The following is a 20,415-nucleotide window of genomic DNA, read 5'->3' on the forward strand; positions in this document are numbered from 1 at the left end:
GTCGGTCGTCCGCTCGGCGTCCGCGCCGGGCAACGCGCTGCTGTAATGGTGCGCAAGCGCAGGCAAATGACGATCCGCGTCGTCCTTATACCGTTCTTCGATTGCCTGCGCGACTTGCAAATGCAAGCCGCTGCGGGTGGGTATCGCTATTTCGTCATACAACGTATCGCGAATCAGCGCGTGCGAGAACTGGAACCAGCCCGGCTGCTCCGCCGGTTCGAGTACATGGGAATGCAGGGCTTCCTCGATCGTGTTTTGGAGGTTTCGAGCAAGCGTTTCGTCCAGCACACGTCGCAGCAACTGCAGATCAAACGTCCGGCCGATCAGCGCGGCGCGTTCGAGGACACGGTTTGCCTGCGGTGACAGCCGGCTCAAACGCCGGCCGATCACTTCCCTCACCCCTTCGGGAATGCGGATCGACGCAAGCACGCGCGGCGCGGCAGCCCGCTCTTCTGCGCGGCGCCCCAGCACGCCCTCCTGAATCAGCAGGCTAGTCGTCTCGGCGATGAACAACGGGTTGCCTTCGGTCTGGCTGTAAATTCCGTCGAGCAGAGGCGGCGTGAGACCCGCACCGCCGCTTTGCGCGATCAGCGTCGCAGTCTCCTGACGATTGAGTCCAGCCAGGCGAAAGCGGTGGAAATGGCCGTATCGGGCAAGGTCGCCGAGCGTGACCGACAGCGGATGCTGGCGGCCCAATTCGGTGTCTCGATACGTGGCGAGCAGCAGGATGTGGCTGTCCGCGATTTCAGGGGCAAAGAACTCGAGCATCCGAAGCGACGACGCGTCGGCCCAATGGAGGTTGTCGATGATCAGCAACAGCGGTTCGGTCGCTGCCGCAACTTTCCAGAAACCCGCCATCGCGTCGAAGAGACGGAAGCGCTCCTGCTGTGGATCGGGCGTCGGCAGCAAGGGAGCCAGGTCTCTGAATCGGTGCCTGATCTCGGGAAGAATCTCCGCGATGGGCGCGGCCGCAGCGCCCAACGTGGCCCGCAGTTCATCGTCGTCATGGCCTTCGAGCCAGACTCGCATGATCTGTAACCATGGCCAGTACGGCGGCGCGCCCGGCTCCTCATTGCAACGCCCCCAAAGCGTACGCATGCCGGTAGCACGGCGAGCCAGTGTCTGTGCGGTATGCGACTTGCCGATGCCGGGCTCGCCGACCAGCGCGACGATCGCACCGTGGCCGCTGACCATTCGTCCGAGCAAATCAGCGAGCGCGGCAAGTTCGGCTTCGCGGCCGACGACCAACGCCCCGGCTGTCTCATCAGCCGCATGCGCCGTGAGGCACGCGCCGCAGGCGTCGCAAAAGCGGGCGTCCGGGCGATTGTCCCGGCAGCAAAGGGGGCACTGCATCCTTCTGCCCTCCGATACCTACAAGAACGCCTCGGGTCGCAGCTCGCTGACTTCCACCACCACGTCGGCGGGCAGGCCGGCGAGCCTGGCGGCTTCGCGAATCGCCTCAGCACTCGGTGCCTCGTAGAGACAGTAGGTTTTCCGTCTGTCTGCCGACAAGAATGAGAACAGCCAGTTGACGCCGCTCACGTCATTGATTTCCTTGAGCGCTGCGGCACCGGCGGCGTCCAGCTTCAGTTCGTCAGCGAACTGGCGTTCGATCAAAAATAGCGGCACCGATTCCTCCGGTCTGGCTGGACGCTTAAGACAAGCGGTGTTTACGTTGTAGTGATGCCCCTGCGGCGCGTCAAGTCCATGCGTCCGTCGTCATAGCCAGAACTGACTAATGTACCTGGCGGCGGCTGCGTTTCAATTTGATCAATCCTGTGGATGGTCTGCCGCCGACCGTACGCCTATGCTCACTGTAATGAAAGCAGCGAGGAGATCGACATGTTCACGGACAACGACCTGACCGCCTATCGGTCCAGCCTTCACGGCAACCTCGTCCAGCCGTCCGACGCCGGCTATGACGACGCCCGCAAGGTCTACAACGCGCTGATTTCGAAGCGTCCGAAGCTGATCGCGCAATGCGCGGATGTCTCAGACGTGATCGCCTCGGTGAACTTCGCGCGCGAGCATCAGCTGTTGCTGGCCGTGCGGGGTGGCGGCCATAACGGCGGCGGTCTCGGCGTCTGCGACGACGGCCTCGTGATCGACCTTTCCGGGATGCGGAGCATCCGCGTCGACCCAGTGGCGCGCACCGTCCGCGCGGAAGGAGGCTGTCTGTGGCGTGACGTAGATCAAGCGACGCACGAGTTCGGGCTTGCCACACCGAGCGGAATCATCAGCTCGACCGGCGTCGGCGGCCTGACGCTCGGCGGGGGTATCGGCCATTTGACGCGCCGATACGGGCTCTCGATCGACAATCTGCTGTCGGCCGATGTGGTGCTCGCCGACGGACGCCTCGTTACCGCGAGCGAGCAGAGAAACGGCGATCTTTTCTGGGCGTTGCGCGGGGGCGGCGGCAATTTCGGCGTGGTCACTTCCTTCGAGTTCCGGCTGCATGCGGTATCGAATGTCACAGGCGGTCCGACACTTTGGCCGATGGAGCGCGCGGCGGAAATCATGCAGTGGTACCGCGCGTTCATCTCCGATGCACCGGAAGAACTCAACGGCTTTTTCGCGTTCATGACCGTGCCGCCTGTGGCACCGTTTCCGGAGCCGCTGCACCTGCAAAAAATGTGCGCTGTCGTCTGGTGCTGGACAGGCGATCCCGCGATGGCCGAGGCGGCCTTCGCGCCCGTGCGTGCGACTGCGCCCGCACTGCACGGCGTTCAGGAGATGCCGTTTCCGATGCTGCAAGGCGCATTCGACGGACTCTATCCACCGGGGCTGCAATGGTACTGGCGCGCCGATTTCGTCGACGAACTGTCTGACGAAGCGATTGCGCTTCACGTGCAACACGCCGCCCGGCTACCGACGATGCACTCGACGATGCACCTCTATCCGATTGACGGAGCCGCACATCGGGTGGGACGTAACGAGACCGCGTTCAGTTACCGCGATGCCCGTTGGGCTGCGGTGTTTGCCGGTGTCGACCCAGATCCCGCGAACGCTGAACGGATCAGTACCTGGGCTCGCGATTACCAGAGTGCATTGCATCCTTATTCGGCCGGCGGCGCATACGTGAACTTCATGATGGAAGAGGGACAGGACCGGGTGAAGGCCAGCTTCCGGGACAACTACTCGCGGCTGTCCTCGATCAAGCGGGACCTGGACCCCGGCAACCTTTTCCGCGTGAACCAGAACATCCGGCCAGCGTAGCGCGGCCGAGGTAGCTGCGTGCGGCTCAGCGAGCGGCCTCAGTATTCATGCGCCTGGCCACTGCGCTGAGTACGCGCTCAATCTTCTGCAAGTCGATCCGATCCTCTGTGCGCACGCCGCTCGCCATCTCAAGCCAGTAACGCGCCTCAGGGTGACACGCTTCAACGAGAGCCTTCGCGACGGAATCCAGCACAGCTTCGATGTTTTCTGGGGAAATGCCCCCGGCGTAACCGGTCTGCAGCCCTCGCTCGTAGCGGAAAAACGGCGGATGCCATGTATCAGGGGCCACGCCGCCGCCTCTCGACTCGTCAAACAGGACGGCAAAGTCACCAAGGTAAGCGCCACGAATGAATGCGCTTAGCGTCATGGCATCAAGATACCTGTTGATAGCACTGGCGGTGCTGTCATGGTACTGGAAGATCAGCCGTACTTCGTGTGAGGCGAGGTTCTGGTAAACCGCGAATACATCCTCCGACCGAAATGTCTTCTTGCGGGCGTTGATGTTGACCTGCACGCGACGATAACGCCCCAGTTCGTCATGCAATGGCAGACGCTTGTCGTACCGCGCACCGAGAATCTTCCAGAAGACGTCATCGTCGTGCAGATGGAGGGCGGTCAAGAGGCCGTGCTGCACGCGGGCGCGCGCTAACTCGTCCCGCCAGCTGGGTGTTGGATAGCGGGCAGTCCCATCTCTTGTCGGGCAGTAAAGCACGCCCCATTCGACGAACGGGTATTGGCGGCTTAGCGCCACCAGATCTTCGACATGTACGGAATTGTCTACGCCAGTAATCGAAACGCAGAACGGGGCAATGTTTGTGAGCGTGTCCATTGTGTTCTAGGGTTAGGCGGCAGAATTGCCGCAAAGCGCGCTGTCCAATTTAGCCTCTGAATAGCCTGTCGTCAAACGACCGGCGCTTGAATGTTCGCAGCGCAGAGCGCCCGCAGTGTTGGCGTGAAGGAAGCGGCAGACATCGCCAGAGTAAGCGGTCGGACTTCCTCGACCGCACTCTGACCGGGACGTGCCCGGCGCTCACCTGTATCTTTGTGAAAGCACGTAGTAAGCTATATGAATGGGGAACAATCATCGCACCAAAATCACGAGTCTCTTCAGACTGGGTCAACGAAGGTTCACGCTAAGTGAAATCCTGGTCGTGATCGCGAGTCTTGCGATTTTGGCCGGTCTGATCGTTTCAAAAGTCGTGAGTAGCCCGGATGAAGTCAAGCGCGTCGCCGCGAAACAGGACATCGGTACCATCATGCAAGCGCTGGAGCTCTACCGCCGCCACCACGGCCGTTATCCGACCCAGGAGCCGGGCCTGCGTGCGCTGATCGAAAAGCCTGATGCTGCTACTGCGCCGAATATCCGAAAGGGCGGCGACTATCTCGAGCGTTTGCCGAATGACCCATGGGGCAACGCGTATCAGTATCGCAATCCCGGAGTGCATGGTGAGATCGACGTATTCAGTTACGGTGCCGACGGCAGGCAAGGCGGCGAAGGCAGCGATACCGACATAGGCTCCTGGGACTAGCCCACTGCCGGCTAGCGCTTCGGTGAGTGGGATTCCCGCATCTGAAACTCGGACACCTCTCGCCGCTTTCGTGAACTATGAGACGCGAAACGTAGCCAAGACCGCTATCTCAAACTGGCATTGAGCCGGTCCAGCGCCTCCGAACCCGGACAGAGCTCGCTATCGCCGAGCTGGTTGAGCGGTGTCTCGATCGTGCCGAGACGGTGGTGCAGATCCTCCGCCTCCCGCTCGACGAAGAGCAGGCCCGTGACGATCTCACCGGCGGCGTAATGCTGTTGCAGAGAATTCATCGCCGCGACCCGGTCATGTGGGTCGTAGTCGGCGGCGAGCTTGCGCAGCCTGAGCGTCAAGCCGTCATGCTGCTCGACCACCTCGATCGTGCCGGACGGATAGCTGGCGGTGATCGTCTCGTGATCCGTGATGAAATCGAGCGCGTTGACCGCTTCATTGTGCTCGCGCACGAAGTCGAAGCTCTTGGTCGAACCTGGATGGTTGTTGAAGGCGACACAGGGCGAGATGCAGTCGATGAAGGCCGCGCCCTTGTGCAGCAGCGCGGCACTGATCAGCGGCACCAACTGGTCCTTGTCGCCGGAGAAACTGCGCGCGACGTAAGTGGCGCCAAGCTGCAAGGCCATCGCGACAAGATCGATTGTCGCATCGGTATTGACCACGCCGCGCTTGCTCTTCGAGCCCTTGTCGGAAGTCGCCGAGAACTGGCCTTTGGTGAGGCCGTAAACGCCGTTGTTCTCAACGATATAAACCATGTTGACGCCGCGCCGAACACTATGCGCGAACTGGCCGAGCCCGATCGAGGCGGAATCGCCGTCGCCCGATACACCGAGATAGATCAGGTCGCGATTGGCCAGGTTGGCGCCGGTCAGCACCGAAGGCATGCGGCCATGGACGCTGTTGAAGCCATGGGCGGCCCCGAGGAAATAGGCGGGTGTCTTGGACGAGCAGCCAATGCCGCTGAGCTTGGCGATGCGATGTGGCGGCAGATCCAGCTCGAAGCAGGCCTGGACGATGGCGGCGCTAATCGAATCATGGCCGCAACCGGCGCAGAGCGTAGAGACTGTGCCCTCATAGTCGCGCCGGGTCAGCCCCAGCGCATTCGCCGGGAGCTTCGGGTGATGCAGCTTTGGCTTGGCAATGAACGTCATGTTATATGGCCCTCCGCACTGGAACGATCGACAGGCTGTTGAGATCAGCCGCGATTTCGCGGCTGATGAAGCGAGCCGTGATCGGCGTTCCGTCGTAATGGAGAATGGGCACCAGCCTGGCGGGATCGATCCCGCCTTCGTTGACCAGCAGCATGCGCAGTTGTGCGTCGCGGTTCTGCTCCACCACATAGACGCGGTCATGCGCGGCGACGAAGTCGATGACCTCTTCCGAGAAAGGGAAGCCGCGCACGCGCAAGGTGTCCAGCTCAACACCCTGCTCGGATAGCTGCTCCAGCGCCTCCGACATGACCGGGCTGGTCGAGCCGAAATAGATCGCGCCGAACTGGGTCGGCTTCGGCGCTCGCCGGACGATCGGCGCCGGGACGAGCGTCTTGGCCGTTTCGAATTTCCGCAGCAGCCGCTCCATATTGTCCTGATAGACCGGCCCTTCCTCGGAATATTTGGCGTACCGGTCGCGTGTGCTGCCGCGAGTGAAGAAACTGCCACGGGTCGGGTGCGTGCCCGGATAGGTGCGATAAGGAATCCCGTCGCCATCGACATCGAGATAGCGGCCGAAATTCTTCCCGGCTTCGAGCTCCTCGTAGGTCATGACCTTGCCGCGATCCATGCGGCGCTGGTCATCCCAGACGAAGGGCTCGCACAGCCGCTCGTTCATACCGATCTCCAGGTCGAGCATGACGAAGACCGGTGTCTGCAGCCGGTCGGCCAGATCGAAGGACAGCGCCCCGAAATCGAAGCACTCCTTGGGATCCTCGGGGAACAGCAGGACATGCCTGGTGTCGCCGTGCGAGGCGTAGGCGCAGGCCAGGATGTCGGCTTGCTGCGTCCGTGTGGGCATGCCGGTCGAAGGTCCACCGCGCTGCACGTTGAAGATCACCGCCGGGAGCTCGGCGAAATAAGCGAGGCCGATGAATTCCGTCATCAGGGAAATGCCCGGCCCCGAGGTCGCTGTGAAGGCGCGGGCACCATTCCAGGCGGCACCGATGACCATGCCGATCGAGGCCAACTCGTCCTCGGCCTGGATGATGGCGTAGCGATTGGCGCCGGTCTCCGGTTCCTGCCGATAGAGATGGCAATAGCGCTGGAAGGCTTCGGCCAACGAAGTCGAGGGCGTGATCGGATACCAGGCGCAGACGGTGGCACCCCCATAGACCGCCCCTAGCGCCGCCGCCGAATTGCCGTCGATCGCGATGCGCTGTCCGACTTTGTCGGAGTGACGCAGGCGCAAGCCGATCGGGCAGCCGAAATGCGCCTTGGCGTAGTCGTGACCCAGATGCAGCGCCTCGATATTGGGCGCGATCAGCTTGTCCTTGCCCTTGAACTGCTCGCCGATCAGCGTCTCGATCACCTGCATGTCGATATCGAGCAGGGCCGCAAGCGCGCCGACATAGATGATGTTCTTGAACAGTTGGCGCTGCCGCGGATCGCTGTAGCGCTGATTGCTGATCTCGGTCAGTGGCACGCCAATGACGTTGATGTCGCTGCCGAATTTCTCGGGTGGGAGCGGTTTGGTCGAGTCATAGAACAGGTAGCCGCCGGGTTCGATCGAGGCGACGTCCTTATCCCAGGTCTGCGGATTCATCGCGACCAGCAGATCGGTACCGCCGCGCGCGCCCAGATGGCCGGCCTCCGAAACGCGCACTTCGAACCAGGTCGGCAGGCCCTGGATGTTGGAGGGGAAAATGTTCCGGGACACGACCGGAATCCCCATGCGCAGGATCGCCTTGGCGAAGAGCTGATTCGAGCTGGCCGAGCCCGAACCGTTGACGTTCGCGAATTTGACGACGAAGTCGTTGATTCGCTGAAGAGGTGCACCCCGTTTGCTCGTCGACGCCCGTTCTATCGTGTGTGACATGCCGGACCCGCCTGTGTCATCTCGAGAAGGAATTTCTGCATGTCCCAGGCGCCGGTTGGACAACGCTCGGCGCACAGCCCGCAATGCAGGCAGACATCCTCGTCCTTGGCCATGATGCGCCCGGTCTTGAGCTGGCTGGACACGTAGAGGTCCTGGGTCAGGTTGAGCGCCGGCGCCTTGAGCCGACCGCGGAGTTCATCCTCCTCGCCGTCCTGGGTAAAGGTAATGCAATCCATGGGACAGATGTCGACACAGGCGTCGCATTCGATGCACAGCTTGTCGCTGAACACGGTCTCAGCGTCGCAGTTAAGACAGCGTTGTGCCTCCTCGAAGGCGAGCTTGGGATCGAAGCCCAGTTCGACCTCGACCTTGATGTTGCTCAGCGCCGCCGAGAGCTCCTTATGCGGTACCTTGAAGCGCTTGTCGTTGGAGATGTCGTTGTCATAGCTCCACTCATGGATGCCCATCTTCTGGCTGACCAGATTGACCATGGGTGGCGGGCGCTGGGCGACATCCTCGCCCTGGCAGAATCTGTCGATCGAGATCGCCGCTTCATGGCCATGGGCCACCGCCCAGATGATGTTCTTCGGCCCGAAAGCGGCATCGCCGCCGAAAAACACCTTGGGCAGCGTTGATTGCATGGTCCTGGTGTCCACTACCGGCATGCCCCGGCGATCGAAGTCCAGACCGATATCGCGCTCGATCCAGGGGAAGGCGTTCTCCTGACCGACGGCGATCAGCACGTCGTCGCAGCCGATCACGACCTCCGGCTCGCCGGTCGGCACCAGGTGCTGTCCCTTCTCGTCGCGCACGACCTCGACCTTCTCGAAGCTCATCCCGGTCAGCCGGCCGCTTTCGTGCAGGAAGGCCTTGGGCACCATAAAGTTGAGGATCGGGATGCCCTCATGCATGGCATCCTCCTTCTCCCAAGGTGAAGCCTTCATCTCCTCGAAGCCGCTGCGAACCACGACCGTGACCTCTGCGCCACCGAGCCGGCGCGAGGAGCGGCAGCAATCCATCGCGGTGTTGCCGCCGCCGAGCACGACGACGCGCCGGCCGATCGCGGTGACATGGCCGAAGGACACGCTGGACAGCCAGTCGATGCCGATATGGATATTGGCCGCTGCCTCCTGCCGCCCGGGCAGGTCGAGATCACGGCCGCGCGGCGCGCCCGTGCCGACGAAGACCGCGTCGTAATCATCGCCCAGCACGGATTTCAGGCTCTCGACACGCTCGCCGAGCCGCGTGGTGACGCCGAGACCGAGAATGTAGCCGACCTCTTCGTCGATCACGCTCTCGGGCAGGCGGAATTTCGGGATCTGGCTGCGGATCATGCCGCCGGCGCGGCGGTCGCCATCGAACAGCACGATCTCGTAGCCCAGCGGCGCCAGGTCGCGCGCCACGGTCAACGAGGCCGGACCAGCGCCGATCACGGCGATACGCTTGCCGTTGCGGGCCGCGAGCTTGGGCAACCGCCCGGAGATGTCGTCCTTGTAGTCGGCTGCGACGCGCTTCAGCCGGCAAATCGCGACGGGCTTCTCCTCGACACGGCCGCGCCGGCAGGCCGGCTCGCAAGGCCGGTCGCAAGTCCGGCCAAGTATGCCGGGGAAGACATTGGACTTCCAATTGACCATGTAGGCGTCTGTGTATCGCCCTGCAGCAATCAACCGGATGTATTCAGGAACGGGCGTATGGGCCGGACAGGCCCACTGGCAATCAACGACCTTGTGAAAGTAGGCGGGATTGGCAATGTCAGTCGGCTTCAAGGCGGGGTCTCCTTCGCAGCTTTCACACCATTATCCGGCTTCTGCCGGAAGGATGTGACTTGACTTGCCAACGGCGAAAGCGCGTCGGCCAGTCCACCTTTTCGCTCTCACCTGTGGCGTACGTATTGTCAAGTTGGCGAGGTGGTCCGTAACTATTATGGGGCATGAAGGAGCCAGCATGTTCCGTTCCATCACCAACCGGTGTGCCGATTTCGTTCAAGGGCTACCGGTTTACGCCGGGTGTGATCAACTACGCGGTTTGCGTTGTATTAGGTCGGGATCGAGCGGGGCTGGCGCGGGGATGGCTTCCGGAACGAGCGCCCCGTACGCGTATGGCGTAGCCGAAATTGACGTTGATAGGGTTGTACGTCGACAGTTCGATCGCGATGGCCTGCGCAGCGTCGTGTCGCGCCGCATCGCGACGATGGTGCGCATTACCCGCGGCGCGGCACAACGCGCCCAGATCATTTTCACTTTACGATCGCTTAGACGACGCCATACACCACACTGCCTGAACTCGACCTGTCTGCTGCTTCGCTCCGTGAAGCGAAATCAGTTGCCTTGAGTGGCACTGTGTCTGAGCTGGCAATTGAGCGTTTTGTATTAGCTCGGGCGATTATGCGACTAAAACAGGTGTAAAAAAGCTCGAGTTGCCTTGCGTCCGAAGCCCTTCGCTCCAGGTTGAAGACTTCCTCAAGCACACCGCGCGATAGATGAAAGCGTTGCATCCCGCGCCCCAGTCGAACCTGAAATACGATGCCGTCACTGTTGTGCGGCACCGCCGCCCAAATGAGCGAATCATTATTCATGGAGCCCCCGTAAACCATTTTGATATCCGGACTTGCACCGTTTCATCGTCGCACAACTCACGACGATCACAAAAATGTTTCAAAATTCTGATGCCCGGTCATGCACATTATTGCAACAGTGCTAAATCGCAGCGGGCGTGTTCAATGTTCGTTGATTCCCGGACTCGCATATTCTCCGATCCGCGTTGCCCGCCCCAGACAAGATGGTAAGGAGTCGCTTTTGGCCCCACTGCAGCAAGTGACCAGGAGACTAGCGATAATTCACAAGGTCGATGATGTCATTGAGGAACCACGGCAAAATCAATTGCGTATCGGGATAACTGACACCGACGCTGAGCCTCGGCGGCTTTGACATGGAGTCACTGGGCGCCGCACCCTCGGTAGGGTTCAGAACGTAGGTATCCGTGTCACCCGGACTTCGCCGTGCGGTTTGATCACTAGCGGGCGACCCTGTCGAGGCGCAGCCGGCGATGAGCACGAAGAGGGTCGCCGCGAAGCAAAACCGTTTCATGATAATGAACTCCAGCAACGTTACTCAGTCAGCCAAGCCACGCGCACGCGTATCGCGCAACAACGGCCGCGCCCATGCCCGCGGTCGCGAGCCAACTTAGCGCCCGCAACGTCCAGTGGCTGCTAAGGTCCCCCACCGACGAATGCTTTGTGCTGAGCAGTACCAATAGCACCATCACCGGCATTGCGGTCGTTCCATTGATCACCGCGCTCCAGTAAAGCACGCGCACCGGGTCGCCGCCCATCGCCGCGAGGGCCACGCCCAGTGCGCCGCCGAGAACCATGATGGTGACTAACGCGAACGCGATTCGCCGATCGCGCTGGCGGCCCTTCGGCCAGTTGAAGGTACTCGCAGCGGCGTGCGCTGCGGAGCCAGCAAGCGGTGGCAATGCAAGCAGTGCGGTGCTCAGCAACGCCAGCCCAAGCAAGTGCGGCGCGAATACGCCGGCGAGCGGCTTTAGAATGCTCGCGAGCGATGCCGCGTCGGTAGCGGGTTCGCCGTGCGCATGCAGCGTTGCCGCTGCGGCGATCATGATGCACAACGCGACCGCGTTGGAAAGCGCGGTTCGAATGAGTGTGTCGTAACGTATATTGCGGGATCGCGGCTGATGCACAGCGCGATCACTGCGAGAGCCCTGCTTTTGTTCGTCGTCTCCTTGTGTTTCGACCTGCTGTTCCGCCTGCGAATACAGCAAATAAGGGCTGACCGTTGTGCCGAACGACGCGAGCAACATCTCCAGGTAGTGGCCTGACCACGATACGTGGGGCACTAGCGATTGCGCAACGATCGTCGCCCACGGCAGATTAAGCGCGATATCGACGCCGACATACGCAAATAGCGAAAGCACAAGCCATCTGAGCAGACGCGCATACTTTACGTAGGGAATAAACCACTGCAGCGCAATTGACAGCGCCAGCAATCCTGCCGCTGACCAAGGTATCGAACCACCCCATAGCAACTGCGCGCCGACGCCCATCGCGACGACATCGGCCGTAATGTTGAAGGTATTGGCAATGAGGAATCGCCCGACAGCGAGATAAAACCAGACGCGCGCGTAGTGCTCGCGCATGTTCGTCGTCAAACCCTTGCCCGTCACAAGGGCGATCCGGGCGGAAACAAGCTGCAATGCGACAATCGACGGATAGGACAATACGCAGGTCCAGAGCATGTCGTAACCGAACATTGCGCCGGCAAGGGAGTACGTTGCGATTCCACTCGGGTCATTGTCGACGCCGGTGGAGATCAGCCCGGGGCCAATATCTGCCGTCCACGAATGCGCAGCGGTGCTGCCTGAAGCGGCTTCCCGCTGGTATTGTCCGATGTTCGGTTCGCTTGCTTGCGACATCAATGCGGTGGGGCGTAGCGTCACTAGACAGTTGAGTAGCAACGCGCGGTCCAGCAACGGGGCAGACGATATCGGGTGACGCCTGCATTCGGTCTTCTCCGAATCACGCCACCCGCCGCCGCCCTTCAGCGATGTGCGCCGGTAGCTGCTAGACCACTCTAATGCAAGTCGCTTCGCACATCGCCCGATGAAAGCACGTTGCCAGCGCTGTCCACAATGGTTACCGGCTCAGCTACCGCAGGCTCTCCAGTGACAATCCGATTGGCCTTGTTGATCAGGACAGCGGGGCCGCCGGCGGCGATCCCGGTCATCTCTTCGAGTCGCTTCATAAAACCTCCGGGGTGCGCGTACATCGCCGTAAAGAAGCCGTTTCCTGTTTCCACAACGATGTCCTCGAAGTGCCGCAAGTACGCGAAGCTCTTTTTTACGGCGGCCGGAAGTAGCTGCGAGTGCAGATCAATGACTTCACTCAGAGATCGGGCCGAAAAACCTGCGTCGGCCAATGCCTGCTGCTCGGAAAGAGACGTTTTTACCGTCTGTACATTCAACTCCACAATTCTTTCGAAACCGCTGAAGAGTTCGGTGATGCAATCGAAGGCTGCTTCGACGGAAGCCGCGCGTTGCGATGAGGGAAACAGGTTAGGCGTATCGGGGTACATAAAGACTCCTTTGCGGTGAGGCGCGGTCGGCACGCGAGGTCTGCGCCGGTTACAGGGTTGGTTTCGTGGCGAATGCAAACGCGGCACGCTACGTTCCCCGCTCGCAAGCGGCATACCCAATTCGTTCCATCCGTGCGCTCAATGGCCCTGCGCCGGCATGCTCTGCGCTCACAAAATCCGCAGTTGTTCCCGCAGATACGCGGCCGTGCAACTCTCCTTCGCGCATGAGACCTCGGCTGGGGAGCCGCTCGCCACGATCGTTCCGCCCGCGTCGCCGGCCCCAGGACCGATATCGATCACCCAGTCGCTTTCCGCGGCCACCCGCATGTCGTGCTCGACCACCACGACCGTATTACCCGCGTCAACGAGTCCCTGTAATTGCAGCATGAGCCGGTCGACGTCGGCGGGATGCAGGCCCGTCGTCGGCTCGTCAAGGATGTATAGCGTGTCGCCACGCTGAGTGCGCTGCAATTCGGTGGCGAGCTTGATGCGCTGCGCTTCCCCGCCGGATAGCTCGGTGGCTGGCTGGCCGAGGCGCAGATAGCCAAGGCCAATGTCGCGCAGAGCGTTCAATGCACGCATCACGCCTGTTTCCTCGGCAAAAAAGCTGCAGGCGGCGTCGACCGTCAGGCCCAGCACCTCGGCAATGTTTTTGCCACGCCATGTGATCTCCAGCGTCGATGCGTTGTACCGGGTGCCGTGGCAAGTTGAGCACGGTGCATATACGCTCGGTAGAAAGAGCAACTCGACGCTAACGAACCCTTCGCCTTCGCACGTCGGGCAACGCCCCTTCGCGACGTTGAACGAGAAGCGACCCGCGCTATAGCGACGTTTGCGGGCGCTGGGCGTGTCCGCGAACAGCTTGCGCACGTGATCGAAGAGGCCCGTGTAGGTGGCGAGGTTGGAGCGCGGCGTGCGCCCGATCGGTTTCTGGTCGACCCGCACGAGCCGCCGCAGCGCATCCATGCCTTCGGAGATATGGCCGCTCGCTGGAATCGTCGCGCTGGCGAGCAGCGGGTCTTGTCCGTCTTCATCCGGGCTCTCGAAGATCCGTCCCAGCCGGCTCGCGACCAGTTCGGGCAGCGCCTGACTCACGAGGCTCGATTTGCCCGAACCTGACACGCCCGTAACTGCCGTCAGACACCCGAGCGGGAATGCGACATTCAGCCCGTGCAGATTGTTGCGCGTGATATTAGCGAGCCGCAGCCAGCCAGTGGCATTGCGCGGTGTTCGATCGACGGTTGCGGGCGGCGCGAAAAGATGCCGCCGCGTCTGTGACGCTTCGACCGCCGCGAGTCCAGCAGGCGGCCCGCTATAAACTATGTGACCACCCGCCTCGCCGGCCGCCGGACCGACGTCGACGAGCCAGTCCGCGCGCCGCATCATCTGCAGGTCGTGCTCGACGACAAACAGCGAATTGCCCGCTGCCTTTAGTTCTTGCAGTGCGTTGTAGAGCGCTGCGCCATCAGCGGGATGCAAACCGGCCGATGGCTCGTCGAGCACGTACACGACCCCGAAGAGTTGCGACGAAAGTTGCGTGGCAAGTCGCAAGCGCTGCAATTCACCCGACGACAGCGTAGGCGTGCTGCGTTCCAGTGCAAGGTAGCCGAGACCGAGGTCGACCAGTGTGGTCAGACGTTCCAGCAATTCGGCGGCAATGCGCTGTGCAGCGATGCGTTTCTCCCCTGACAGGTTCGGTGTGCGCCGCACGTCAGGTGAGGCTTTATGCGCGGAACCGCCAGCAGCGATCCGTCTGTCGACGGCATCACGCATGGCGCTCTTGCTGAGTACGTTGCTTTTCTTCGCCGCACCGGGGTCCGGCCATTCGCCGCGCGCGATTGGTTCAAGCATCACAGCTAATCCTGTGAGCGGCAACTGTGAAAACTCGCCAATATCGAGCCCAGCGAATGTCACCGAGAGCGCTTCCTTCTTAAGTCGCTTGCCCTGGCAATCCGGACAGACGCTGCCGACCATGTACTGCGACACGCGTTTTTTCATCAGCTCGCTTTGAGTGTTAGCAAAGGTGTGCAGCACATAACGACGCGCGCCGGTGAAGGTGCCCTGGTAGCTAGGCTCATCCTTGCGTCTGAGCGCGGTGCGGGTCTCCTTCGGCGTGAGGCCAGCGTAGACCGGCACGGTCGGCTGTTCTTCTGTGAAGAGGATCCAGTCGCGATCTTTTTTTGGCAGGTCCCGCCATGGCGTATCAACGTCGTACCCGAGCGTCACAAGGATGTCGCGCAGATTCTGTCCATGCCATGCTGGCGGCCACGCCGCGATCGCGCGCTCGCGAATGGTCAGCGAGTCGTCTGGCACCATTGATTTTTCGTTGACCTCGTACACCCGCCCTAGCCCATGACATGTCGGGCAGGCACCTTGCGGGGTGTTCGGCGAGAAATCTTCGGCGAACAACATCGGCTGTTTCGGAGGATAGGCTCCGGTCCGCGAATACAGCATGCGCACCAGGCTCGACAGCGTGGTCACACTGCCCACCGATGAACGCGCGCCTGGCGTGCCGCGCTGCTGCTGCAGGGCAACTGCGGGCGGCAGCCCTTCAATCGCGTCGACTTCGGGCACCCCAACCTGCTCGATGAGGCGCCTCGCGTACGGCGCGACCGATTCGAAGTAACGCCGCTGCGCCTCGGCGTACAGCGTCCCAAATGCGAGCGACGATTTCCCTGAGCCCGAAACGCCGGTGAACACGACGAGCGCATCGCGTGGGATCTGAACGTCGACGTTTTTCAGGTTGTGCTCACGGGCGCCGCGCACGCGTACGAAGCCGGTTGGGGCGCCGGGAGGCATGGTGGTCGAACGGGATTTTCTGCGGATGGCGTCCATGTCGATCAATAACGGATAAGCGCTACGCCACTGGCGGGCGGACGCTGGTGAGTTTGCACGGAACATGCCTGGTCTAAAGCGAGATGCTCCGCGGATGCCAATACGGCTGGCCGAGACCTCCCGCAGCCCCATGGACCCGGCCCGTATCGGACCGCGCTGCGGGTGAGCGGGGCAAACCACTGAGAGCACAACGGCCGCCGGAGGCCTGGCCCATTTCGTGCGCAGTGTATGACATGAGTCCAGGAGGGCCCGTCATGAAAACGCGCATCTTTACCTATCTTGCCTGAAATTGGGACGGTCCCGGCCCTAGCGCAATGACAAAGGAAATTCGTTATGAACGAGATCGATATGAGTCAGCGCATCGAAGAAATTGAGCTTGCGCTGTCCACGCTGTTTGAGTCCCCGAAGAACCCTGCGGTCAGCAGCTACGAGGAAGCAACCGCCTTTTTCGTCCAGATCTCGTGGGTCGTAGAGTCGCACCGCGACACCACCCTTGACGCGAGATGTGTCGTCACAGTCCGCTTTTCGCCCGGGCAGATGAGTCGCTATGCAGCGATGGATACCGCAAACCGCATCGTCGTGCGCGAGCGTCTGTGCGACAAGGCGCGGAGTGAATTCTCAGCGCAACAGTGCCCGCCCACCGTGGAAGGCGATTGCTCGTTGGAAGTCGCCGTGGAAGATGCGCTCTTCGCGGTCGAGCAACCACCGTACTAATACCGCCCGCCCCTCCAGAACCGCTCAGCATGCAACCCATGCCGTTCACCTCGGACTGGCGCGACTTCGCGCTTCGGCTCGTTGTGGCACTTGTCGCGGGCGCAGCAATTGGGCTTAACCGCGGTGAATCCGGCAAGGCGGCAGGCTTGCGTACGACCTTGCTGGTTTGCCTTGCCGCGTGCATTGCGATGTTGCAGGTCAACATCCTGCTACCCCAGGCCGGCAAACCTCAGAATTCCTTCGTTGTACTCGATCTGATGCGTTTGCCGCTCGGTATCCTGTCCGGCGTCGGTTTCATTGGAGCCGGCGCGATCCTCCGTAGAGACGGCCTCATTACCGGCCTGACCACGGCCGCAACGCTGTGGTTCGTCACGGTGATAGGACTGTGCGCTGGCGGTGGCCAGCTCGCGCTAGCCGTAGCCGGCACCGTGCTTGGCCTGATCGTATTGCAGGTGCTCGGCGCGCTTGAGCGCTGGCTTCCTCGCAATCATCGCGGCTGGTTGACCGTCGAATACGAGCGTGGGACCAGCGAGCGCGGCGAACTGCTCGAACGCCTCAAGCAACTCCGCTGCAACGTCGATTCGCGGGAACTACAGCTTGACGCCGAGCATGCTCTGCTTCGGGAGCGCTTCGAAGTCCGGTGGCGTTCGCCGCTAAAAAACGACGCAGTCGAACGGGCACTGACAGGTTTCATTTGCTCGAATAGCCGATGCGCCTCGTGGTCTGTCGACAATTAGATTGCGTGCGCGCCAGTCAGCGAAAGGCTACCTTTCGCCGTATGCCGATTGACAGGAACACCGGTTGCTTGCTGTGACGAGCATGAACCGGGGCACCTTCACCTTAAGTTCGTAACGCTACCTCTATCTTTGCGAGTTCGTCCGTAACGCCGCAAGGCGCCACGAAGATGTCCTCGCCATCTATCTGTGGAGACTGCAATGAGCCAGACTGTCGGCGACTTCATCATCGAACGACTGCATGCATGGGGCGTGCGGCGCATCTACGGCTATCCGGGCGACGGGATCAATGGCGTATTCGGCGCGCTGAGCCGCGCCAAGGGAAAAATCGAGTTCATTCAGGTACGCCACGAGGAAATGGCTGCATTCATGGCCTCGGCGCATGCGAAATTTACCGGCGAACTCGGCGTATGCATCGCCACCTCAGGGCCAGGCGCGGCCCATCTTCTTACCGGACTCTACGACGCCCGCCTGGATCATATGCCGGTGCTCGCGATTACCGGTCAACAGGCACGCGCCGCGCTGGGCGGCCACTATCAGCAGGAACTCGATCTGGTGTCGATGTTCAAGGACGTCGCCGGCGCCTTCGTCGAGCAGGCGAGTGTGCCCTCCCAGGTGCGCCATCTGGTGGATCGGGCCGTGCGTACTGCGCTATCCGAGCGCAAGGTGACCGCCATCGTGCTGCCGAACGACTTGCAGGATCTCCCCTATGAGGCGCCCGGCCGCAAACACGGCACGCTGCATTCAGGCGTCGGCTATCGCGCGCCGCGCCTCGTGCCCTACCCCGACGATCTGCAACAGGCCGCGGACGTCCTCAACGCCGGCAAGAAAGTCGCCATTCTGGTCGGTGCCGGCGCACTGCACGCCACCGACGAAGTGATCGCCGTCGCCGAAAAGCTTGGCGCCGGTGTCGCCAAGGCGTTGCTCGGCAAGGCCACATTACCTGACGATCTGCCTTGGGTAACAGGTTCGATCGGATTGCTTGGCACCAAACCCAGCTACGAACTGATGACCGAATGCGACACGCTGCTGATGATCGGCTCAGGCTTTCCATACGCCGAGTTTCTGCCCAAGGAGGGCGCCGCTCGCGGCGTGCAGATCGATCTGAAAGCCGACATGCTGAGCCTGCGCTATCCGATGGAAGTGAATCTGGTGGGCGATAGCGTTGAGACACTGCGCGCCTTGCTACCCTTGCTCGAAGAAAAGCAGGATCGGGCCTGGCGCAAGAAAATCGAAGGCTGGACCGCGGACTGGTGGAAGACCCTCGACAAACGTGCCCACGAAGCCGGCAAGGACGCCGTCAATCCACAGCGCACCGTGTGGGAGCTGTCACCGCGCGTGCCGGCCAACGCCATCGTCACCAGCGACTCCGGTTCCTGCGCGAACTGGTATGCGCGCGACCTGAAGGTGCAGCGCGGCATGATGTGTTCGCTATCTGGCGGTCTGGCATCGATGGGAGCGGCGGTACCCTACGCGATCGCCGCCAAGTTTGCGTTTCCAGAGCGCCCGGTAATTGCGCTAGTCGGCGACGGCGCCATGCAGATGAACAACATGGCCGAACTGATCACCGTGGCCAAGTACTGGAAGCAGTGGGCCAATCCGCGCTGGATCTGCATGGTGCTGAACAACAGCGATCTGAATCAGGTCACATGGGAACAGCGCGCCATGGAAGGCGACCCGAAGCTCGAAGCGTCGCAGGATATTCCGTCGGTGCCGTACCATCGTTTCGCGGAATTGATCGGCCTGCGCGGCATCTACGTGGACGACGCCGAGCGCATGGGTGCCGCGTGGGACGAGGCGCTCGCAGCGGACCGCCCGGTCGTACTCGAAGTGAAAGCCGATCCGAACATCCCACCGCTGCCCCCGCATATCACGCTCGCGCAGGCGAAGGCGTTCGCCTCGACGCTGCTCAAGCGCGACCCGAACGAAGGCAATGTGATCGTCGAAACCGCAAAACAGGTACTCGATGCGGTTCTGCCGGGTCATCGTGACAAATGACGCAGCCTGATCTCAGCACGCCGGATGAACGCCCGGCCGTGGAATTGTCGCGCACGCAGGTACCGCTCACTGCGCTGCGCGCGCGTGCCTTTCGCATTCCTACCGATTTTCCAGAAGCCGACGGCACCTTTTCCTGGGACGCCACAACGCTAGTCACGGTGGAAGCGGATGGCGGCGGCCAGACCGGACTGGGCTACACCTACAGCGACGCGAGCATCGTCAAGCTGATCCATGGCGCGCTCAGCGAATGCGTGATGCAGCGGGACGTATGGGATATCGGCGCACTCTGGCTACGCATGCAACAGCAGGTGCGCAATCTCGGGCGTTCAGGGCTGGCGGCCACCGCGATCTCCGCGATCGATTGCGCGCTCTGGGACCTGAAGGCGAAGCTACTCGGGGTGCCGCTCGTGCGGCTACTGGGAGCGCGGCGCGCTGCCGTGCCGATCTACGGCAGTGGTGGTTTTACCACCTATGACGACACGCAGCTTCGCACGCAGCTAGGCGGGTGGGTGCATAACGACGGGTGCCGCTGGGTCAAACTCAAGGTCGGCACGCATCCGGACCAGGACCCCGCTCGCGTGGCGGCGGCACGCGCCGCGATTGGGAATGCAGGGCTCTTTGTCGATGCAAACGGCGCGCTCAGCGTGAAGTCCGCGCTGCACTATGCGCAGCGCTTTGCCGATCAGCAGGTTGAATGGTTCGAGGAACCCGTCTCGTCTGACGATCTGCCCGGTCTCGCTGCGCTTAGACAGCGGGTGCCGCACGGCATGGAAATCGCCGCGGGCGAATACGGCTATACGCTCGACGATTTCCGGCTGTTGCTGGAGGCGCGCGCCGTCGATGTGCTACAGGCCGACGCGAGCCGTTGCGGTGGTATCACGGGCTTTCTGCAAGTGGCCGATCTGTGCGAAGCCTTTCATATCCCGCTGTCGGCGCATTGTGCGCCAGCGCTGCATCTGCATGTGGCGAGCGCGGTGCCGCGATTGCGTCATCAGGAATGGTTCCACGATCACGTGCGCATTGAGGCCATGTTGTTCGACGGTGCACCACAGCCTGCCCATGGAGCCATCTCGGCTGATCTCTCGCGACCCGGCTGCGGTCTCGAACTCAGGCAACGCGATGCGCAACCTTACCTGATCCAATAAGCGGAGCCGACTGCCCATGAGCTCGCCACGTCTTCTCGGTCTTGTCTGCGCCGCGGCAGGAGCGGCGACCATTACTGCGCTTGCGGCTCGCCACGCGCCTGACGGGCAGATGTCGCCG

Annotated in this window: 15 protein-coding genes; 6 read left to right on the plus strand and 9 right to left on the minus strand. The window is 61.8% G+C overall.

Translation table 11 applies throughout. The annotated features are described in order from the left end of the window. Window positions 1-1,353, minus strand: a 1,353-nt coding sequence (locus WCA85_RS35375) for an ATP-binding protein (RefSeq protein ID WP_424070463.1), incomplete at its 3' end; no start/stop codon positions are given. A gap of 18 nt (window positions 1,354-1,371) precedes the next feature. Beyond that, a complete protein-coding gene (locus tag WCA85_RS35380) occupies window positions 1,372-1,629 on the minus strand; it encodes a DUF4242 domain-containing protein (protein ID WP_424070465.1) in 258 nt (85 codons plus the stop codon). Window positions 1,630-1,842: 213 nt separating this feature from the next. Between WCA85_RS35380 and WCA85_RS35385 the strand changes: the two genes are divergently transcribed. Next, a complete protein-coding gene (locus WCA85_RS35385; protein ID WP_424070467.1) occupies window positions 1,843-3,216 on the plus strand; it encodes an FAD-binding oxidoreductase in 1,374 nt (457 codons plus the stop codon). A 25-nt stretch (window positions 3,217-3,241) separates the two neighbouring features. Here the strand turns inward: WCA85_RS35385 and WCA85_RS35390 are convergent, their stop codons facing one another. Continuing rightward, entirely contained in the window at window positions 3,242-4,045 is an 804-nt protein-coding gene (locus tag WCA85_RS35390) for a hypothetical protein (RefSeq protein WP_424070469.1), read from the minus strand. Window positions 4,046-4,286: 241 nt separating this feature from the next. Here WCA85_RS35390 and gspG point away from each other — a divergent pair, with 241 nt between their 5' ends. Beyond that, window positions 4,287-4,745 carry a type II secretion system major pseudopilin GspG gene (gene gspG, locus WCA85_RS35395; RefSeq protein WP_424070471.1) on the plus strand — a complete coding sequence of 153 codons (459 nt, stop codon included), beginning with the start codon at window positions 4,287-4,289 and terminating at the stop codon, window positions 4,743-4,745. 104 nt (window positions 4,746-4,849) lie between these two features. On the opposite strand, the gene WCA85_RS35400 is transcribed toward gspG, so the two are convergent. The 6 genes from WCA85_RS35400 to WCA85_RS35425 form a co-directional block, all read right to left on the minus strand. Beyond that, window positions 4,850-5,905 (minus strand): 2-oxoacid:ferredoxin oxidoreductase subunit beta, encoded by a 1,056-nt coding sequence (locus tag WCA85_RS35400; protein WP_424070473.1) that lies wholly within the window; start codon window positions 5,903-5,905, stop codon window positions 4,850-4,852. A gap of 1 nt (window position 5,906) precedes the next feature. Continuing rightward, window positions 5,907-7,781, minus strand: a complete 1,875-nt coding sequence (locus WCA85_RS35405; protein WP_424070475.1) for a 2-oxoacid:acceptor oxidoreductase subunit alpha — start codon at window positions 7,779-7,781, stop codon at window positions 5,907-5,909. Next, entirely contained in the window at window positions 7,766-9,547 is a 1,782-nt protein-coding gene (locus tag WCA85_RS35410) for an FAD-dependent oxidoreductase (RefSeq protein WP_424070477.1), read from the minus strand. The genes WCA85_RS35405 and WCA85_RS35410 overlap by 16 nt, the downstream gene beginning before the upstream one ends. Before the next feature lie 1,348 nt (window positions 9,548-10,895). Further along, complete coding sequence (locus WCA85_RS35415; protein WP_424070479.1) at window positions 10,896-12,254, minus strand: Nramp family divalent metal transporter; 1,359 nt, start codon at window positions 12,252-12,254, stop codon at window positions 10,896-10,898. 116 nt (window positions 12,255-12,370) lie between these two features. Beyond that, window positions 12,371-12,871, minus strand: a complete 501-nt coding sequence (locus WCA85_RS35420) for a phasin family protein (protein WP_424070481.1) — start codon at window positions 12,869-12,871, stop codon at window positions 12,371-12,373. A 168-nt stretch (window positions 12,872-13,039) separates the two neighbouring features. Then, the gene (locus WCA85_RS35425; protein ID WP_424070491.1) at window positions 13,040-15,706 is read right to left on the minus strand and encodes an excinuclease ABC subunit A; all 2,667 of its coding nucleotides are present in this window, start codon (window positions 15,704-15,706) and stop codon (window positions 13,040-13,042) included. A gap of 333 nt (window positions 15,707-16,039) precedes the next feature. Between WCA85_RS35425 and WCA85_RS35430 the strand changes: the two genes are divergently transcribed. The 4 genes from WCA85_RS35430 (at window position 16,040) to WCA85_RS35445 (ending at window position 20,297) form a co-directional block, all read left to right on the plus strand. Beyond that, a complete protein-coding gene (locus WCA85_RS35430; RefSeq protein ID WP_424070483.1) occupies window positions 16,040-16,420 on the plus strand; it encodes a DUF3022 domain-containing protein in 381 nt (126 codons plus the stop codon). Window positions 16,421-16,449: 29 nt separating this feature from the next. Beyond that, the gene (locus tag WCA85_RS35435; protein ID WP_424070485.1) at window positions 16,450-17,157 is read left to right on the plus strand and encodes an MgtC/SapB family protein; all 708 of its coding nucleotides are present in this window, start codon (window positions 16,450-16,452) and stop codon (window positions 17,155-17,157) included. Window positions 17,158-17,355: 198 nt separating this feature from the next. Then, the gene (locus WCA85_RS35440) at window positions 17,356-19,152 is read left to right on the plus strand and encodes a thiamine pyrophosphate-requiring protein (protein ID WP_424070487.1); all 1,797 of its coding nucleotides are present in this window, start codon (window positions 17,356-17,358) and stop codon (window positions 19,150-19,152) included. After that, window positions 19,149-20,297, plus strand: a complete 1,149-nt coding sequence (locus tag WCA85_RS35445) for an enolase C-terminal domain-like protein (RefSeq protein WP_424070489.1) — start codon at window positions 19,149-19,151, stop codon at window positions 20,295-20,297. Before WCA85_RS35440 ends, WCA85_RS35445 begins: the two co-directional genes overlap by 4 nt. Window positions 20,298-20,415 lie beyond the last annotated feature (118 nt).

Source organism: Paraburkholderia sp., assembly GCF_049581445.1.
GTDB lineage: Bacteria > Pseudomonadota > Gammaproteobacteria > Burkholderiales > Burkholderiaceae > Paraburkholderia.